The organism is uncultured Clostridium sp. (genome assembly GCF_934754915.1).
GTDB lineage: Bacteria > Bacillota > Clostridia > Clostridiales > Clostridiaceae > Clostridium.
Genome location: NZ_CAKVKB010000191.1, coordinates 1 through 5012, shown reverse-complemented (window position 1 = coordinate 5012; position 5012 = coordinate 1). Strand labels below are relative to the sequence as shown.

Sequence of the window (5012 nt, the reverse complement as noted above, 5' to 3'; positions counted from 1 at the left end):
TCATTAAAAATAGCCTAAGAATCTGTTTTTTTATTCAACTGTAAAATTATTCAAGTAAAAATGCACTATTATAGTTATATTAATTTATGAGAAATAAATAGTAAATGAGTAAAAATATTTACCTTATTGTAAAAAAGTGCTATACTTTTAAGTAATTAAATACATGAAATAAGAAAATCCATAATAATAGAACAAAGAGGTTCTTTATCTGTTCTATTATTATGGATTTTTATTTTTAAGGAGGAGTTATTTATGGAGATTTTTTCAAATATAATATCAAGAATAGATGATATAGTTTGGGGCCCAATAATGCTGGTTTTATTAGTTGGTACAGGTATATTCTTGACTTTTAGATTAAGATTTTTAACATGGAGAAATCTTGGATATGCATTAAAAAGTGTTCTTAGTCGTGAAGCAAGAACTAAGAAGAGAGGCAGTGGTGATATTTCTCCCTTTTCTGCATTAATGACTGCTTTAGCAGCAACAATAGGAACTGGTAATATTGTTGGTGTTGCAACAGCAATGATTCTTGGAGGCCCTGGAGCATTAGTTTGGATGTGGATTTCAGCTTGTTTTGGATTGTCATCAAAATTTGCTGAATGTATGCTTGCTATTAAATATAGAATGGTAAATGAAAATGGGGAAATGTCTGGTGGTCCTATGTATACAATGAAACATGCATTTAAGAATAAGAAAATTGGCAACATTATGGGGTTTTTATTTGCACTTTTTACGGTGCTTGCTTCATTTGGAATAGGAAATTTAACACAGGCAAATTCAATAGCATCTGCATTAAATGAGACATTCACAATTCCTGTTTATGCAACAGGTGTTGTTATAACTGTTTTAGCTCTTTTAATAATTGTTGGAGGAATAAAGAATATTTCAAGAGTTTCACAGGTTGTAGTTCCGGGAATGGCAGTATTTTATGTTATTGGAGGATTAGTAGTTATAATAGGCAACATAACAAATTTACCAAATGGATTGGTACAAATTTTTTCCATGGCATTTAATCCACATGCAGTAGCTGGTGGTGTTGGCGGTACAATAATGGTTAGTATGATGCAGTCATTGAGGTGGGGAGTTGCAAGAGGTGTATTTTCAAATGAAGCAGGACTTGGATCAGCAGCAATAACAGCAGCTGCAGCAACTACTGATAATCCAGTACGTCAAGGGTATATTAATATGACTGGTACTTTTTTTGATACTATAGTAGTATGTACAATAACAGGTCTTGCAATAGCAAGTTCAGGAGTTCTTGGAACAGTAGATGCTTCAGGGGAATTTGTTACTGGGTCAGCACTTACAATATTAGCATTTTCAACAGTTTTAGGGAAAGCTGGAGGAATTCTTGTAAGTATAGGAATTACATTGTTTGCATTTTCAACAATAATAGGATGGGAATATCATGGCGAAAAGGCTTTTGAGTATCTTGTAAAGAAACCTAAATACTGCATAATATATAGAATAGTATTTTCATTGGTTTCATATATTGGTGCAACAACTACTTTACAGCTTGTTTGGAACTTCTCAGATGTAATGAATGGATTAATGGCTATTCCTAATTTAATATCTTTATTGGCGTTGAGTGGAGTAATAGCAAAGGATGTTAAGGAGTTTCAAAGAGTTATTGAAGCTGAAAAAGCTGAAAAGAAAAATAATACTGATGTTATAAGAGCAGAAGCTTAATAAATTTTTGATATATTAAATTGCAAATTTGTTAATATAATATGGTTATGATAATATAAGGAGTACAAAATATATTAAGATAACATAACGAATGGAGGAAATGAATTATGGATAAATTACCTAATTGTCCAAAATGTGATTCAGAATATACTTATGAAGATGGAAGTCTATTAATATGTCCAGAGTGTGCTCATGAATGGACTATGGGAAATGAAAATGAATCTTCAGATGAGTTAATTGTTAAGGATTCAAATGGGAACATATTAAAAGATGGAGATTCTGTAATAGTGATAAAGGATCTTAAGGTAAAAGGTGCTTCTTCTGCATTAAAGAAAGGTACAAAAGTTAAGAATATACGTCTGGTTGATGGAGATCACAATATAGATTGTAAAATTGATGGATTTGGAGCTATGAGTTTAAAATCTGAATTTGTTAAAAAGTTATAATTTAAATTGAGTTAGTTGCTTTTTTATTTTATTGGTTTAAATTTCAGACAATTATAAATTATATGATATAATTATGTTATGAAAATTAAGAATTAGTAAATGGAGGAGATATTATGTTTACTAAGGAGGAACTTTTAGTAATAGAAGATGCATTAAAAATTGCAGATGCAGAATATATAAAAATAATGGATGAAAGTAAGTCCAATAAAAATAGATTGGTTGCATATAACAGAAAGCAAAAAAAGCTTTGGCTTGTTCAGAATAAACTAAAAAAAATTATTTCAGAAAGCAAATAATATTTTATGGTAAGTTTTGTTGTTTGGATTAATAAATAATGTTATAGGCAGGATTAATATGAATTCTGAATTTTAAATTAAATATTTTAACATTATGTGTATTGATTTTTAATATACTCTTTTTATAGCAGTGAATTAAATTGCTATAAGGGGAGTATATTTTTTAAGGAGATGATTTTATAGTATATGAATTATAGGGGATATTTTTATGTAATAAATTATAATAGAGAATTTGAAGAAGAGTTATGCTTTATGGAAATTAAATCATTTTTTAATTTAACACCACAAGAAAAACGATTTTTTTCAAAAATATATGTTAATCCATCAAGAAGCCCTTTTTTAAAAGAAGTAATAAAGATAGTGTATGAAGAGGATTCTTTAGAGAAAATACTAAATAATATAAATAGAGATAAATTATCATATGAAAAATTTAAAGTATGTTACGTAAAAAGTGGGAGCAATGATGTTAATTATGAAAATAGATTAAAAAGTATAAGAGAAATAGGATTGATTATAGATGGAGAAGCAGAAATGTATAATCCTGAAATTACATTAGGATTAAGTAAAGTAGGTGACAAATGGATATTTGGAGAGTATGAAAAAAATGATTTTGAATGGCATATACATGATAATAAGCCATACTCATATTCAAATTCTTTAAGTCTGAGAGTAGCAAGGGCATTAGTTAATATAGCAGTTGGTAATAATGTAGAACAGAAGCTTATTGATCCTTGTTGTGGAATTGGAACAGTAATTATTGAAGCATTATCTATGGGGATTGATGTTTGTGGATGGGAACTAAATGAAAATATAGCTAATAATGCACAAAAGAATCTTGAATTTTTTGGATATAGAAATGTTATCACAAATGGAGATATGACAACAATAAATGATAGATTTGATACAGCAATAATAGATATGCCATATGGTTTATTTACTCCTATATCACGAGAAAATCAAATTGCTATAATAGAACATTCTAGAAAAATAGCACAAAAGTTAGTGATAGTAACATTTGAAGATATGAGTGATGTAATAAAAAAATCGGGATTTACTATAATAAATACTGCAAAGGTATGTAAAGGTAAATTTAAAAGATATATTAGTATTTGTGTTTAAAAAGAACATCTATATTTTTATTATTAGGAAATGAGAATATAGATGTTCTTTTTTAGTGCAAGTTAAAAGGATTTAAAAATGTATTGTAAAATAATGAAAAAAAGAATTACCATATAAATATGGGTTAATTAATCTTTAAATTGTTAAGGTATATGAGGTTAATATTAAAAAATAATTTGTTTTGAATACATTTACATTTAGGGAGTGTAGTGTAGATATTTTATATTATAAAAATAAATTATGGGGGGATTTTATCAATGTTAAACATTAAATTATTATGTGTTTCTGGAATGTTAAGTACAGTTATATTAGAAAAAGTTAAAGATGCAGCAAAACTTAAAGAAATAGATATAGATATTAAAGCGGTGCAAGAAGAGGAGTTATTTACACAAATAAGCAAAGAAGATGTTGTATTGTTGGGACCACAAATTGGATATAAGTTAGAGAAGATTAAAGAAAGATGCGATTCAATGGGAATTGCCAGTGGAGTGATTGGCATGAAAGAATACGGGTTAATGGATGGTGATGCAATACTTGAATTTGCAATAAATTTAAAAGAAAAAATTCGATTAGGTGCTATAGAAAGAATGGAAGATAGGAAAGAAGGTGATAGAGAAATTCAAATGGACAGTGAATCAATAATTAAACAAATAGAATGTGAAGGAGCAAGGGAAGATTTTAATGAAGGAAGAAAAGAAATAATAGAAGAATTAGAAAAGTAGTCAATGGAAGAAGTTGCAACAAGTAATAATAAAAGTTCAAATGAAACTGTCAGTGTAGATAGTAAATTAAAAGGAGAGGGAGATATGATTAATAAGGCAAAAGAATTAATTTTAAATGCTAAAAAAGAAATTTATCTAAGTACAAATATTAATTTGGAAAAATTTAAAAATGAATTTATGGAAGCATCTCAAAGAGGGGTAAGAATTACTGTTGTTTCATTAAATGAGTGTAATACAGAAGAGCTTCAAATTGATAAACTATATACTTATATTGATGAAAAAGTAAAATCAACAGAAGATAAGTTAATGATGGTTGTTGATGGAAATAAAGCTATGGCGGTTGATAAAAGTATAAGTAGTGAAAATATATTGGATGTTATAACAGACAATATATTAATTGTTTCCATTATAAATACTAATATTGAGAATTATATATATTTATTAAAGCTAAGAGAAAATATTGCTTTTAAATTGAAGGACAATTAGATGTAATATTACTGAATACTATTCCGGGCGTATCACTAATAGTTTATATTAGATATATTGATAAAACTCGAGTAATTTAAAAATAAATTGTAAAAATGATAATTGTGTATATGATTAAACTGTCAGTGAAATGTTAAGATAAGACACGTCGCTGACAGAAGTAAATAACAAATTAAACTTAAAGTAAAGCTTAGAAAGCTAAAGAAAAAAGTTTGAAAAAGTTGTTGACAGATGTTGAAACAGGTGATATACTA

General features: G+C 27.7%; 6 protein-coding genes. All 6 read left to right on the top strand.

The annotated features are described in order from the left end of the window. The first annotated feature begins 252 nt into the window (after window positions 1-252). The 6 genes from Q0F58_RS17115 (at window position 253) to Q0F58_RS17090 (ending at window position 4758) form a co-directional block, all read left to right on the top strand. Window positions 253-1689, top strand: a complete 1437-nt coding sequence (locus Q0F58_RS17115) for a sodium:alanine symporter family protein (RefSeq protein WP_294379081.1) — start codon at window positions 253-255, stop codon at window positions 1687-1689. Window positions 1690-1796: 107 nt separating this feature from the next. After that, window positions 1797-2135 (top strand): zinc ribbon domain-containing protein YjdM, encoded by a 339-nt coding sequence (locus tag Q0F58_RS17110; protein WP_294379080.1) that lies wholly within the window; start codon window positions 1797-1799, stop codon window positions 2133-2135. A 113-nt stretch (window positions 2136-2248) separates the two neighbouring features. Further along, on the top strand, window positions 2249-2431 hold the full coding sequence (locus Q0F58_RS17105) for a hypothetical protein (protein WP_294379079.1): 183 nt from the start codon (window positions 2249-2251) through the stop codon (window positions 2429-2431). 186 nt (window positions 2432-2617) lie between these two features. Continuing rightward, complete coding sequence (locus Q0F58_RS17100; RefSeq protein ID WP_294379078.1) at window positions 2618-3550, top strand: TRM11 family methyltransferase; 933 nt, start codon at window positions 2618-2620, stop codon at window positions 3548-3550. Window positions 3551-3807: 257 nt separating this feature from the next. After that, window positions 3808-4272, top strand: coding sequence for a PTS sugar transporter subunit IIB (locus Q0F58_RS17095; protein ID WP_294379077.1), 465 nt, complete (start codon window positions 3808-3810; stop codon window positions 4270-4272). 3 nt (window positions 4273-4275) lie between these two features. After that, window positions 4276-4758 (top strand): TrmB family transcriptional regulator sugar-binding domain-containing protein, encoded by a 483-nt coding sequence (locus tag Q0F58_RS17090; RefSeq protein WP_294379076.1) that lies wholly within the window; start codon window positions 4276-4278, stop codon window positions 4756-4758. Window positions 4759-5012 lie beyond the last annotated feature (254 nt).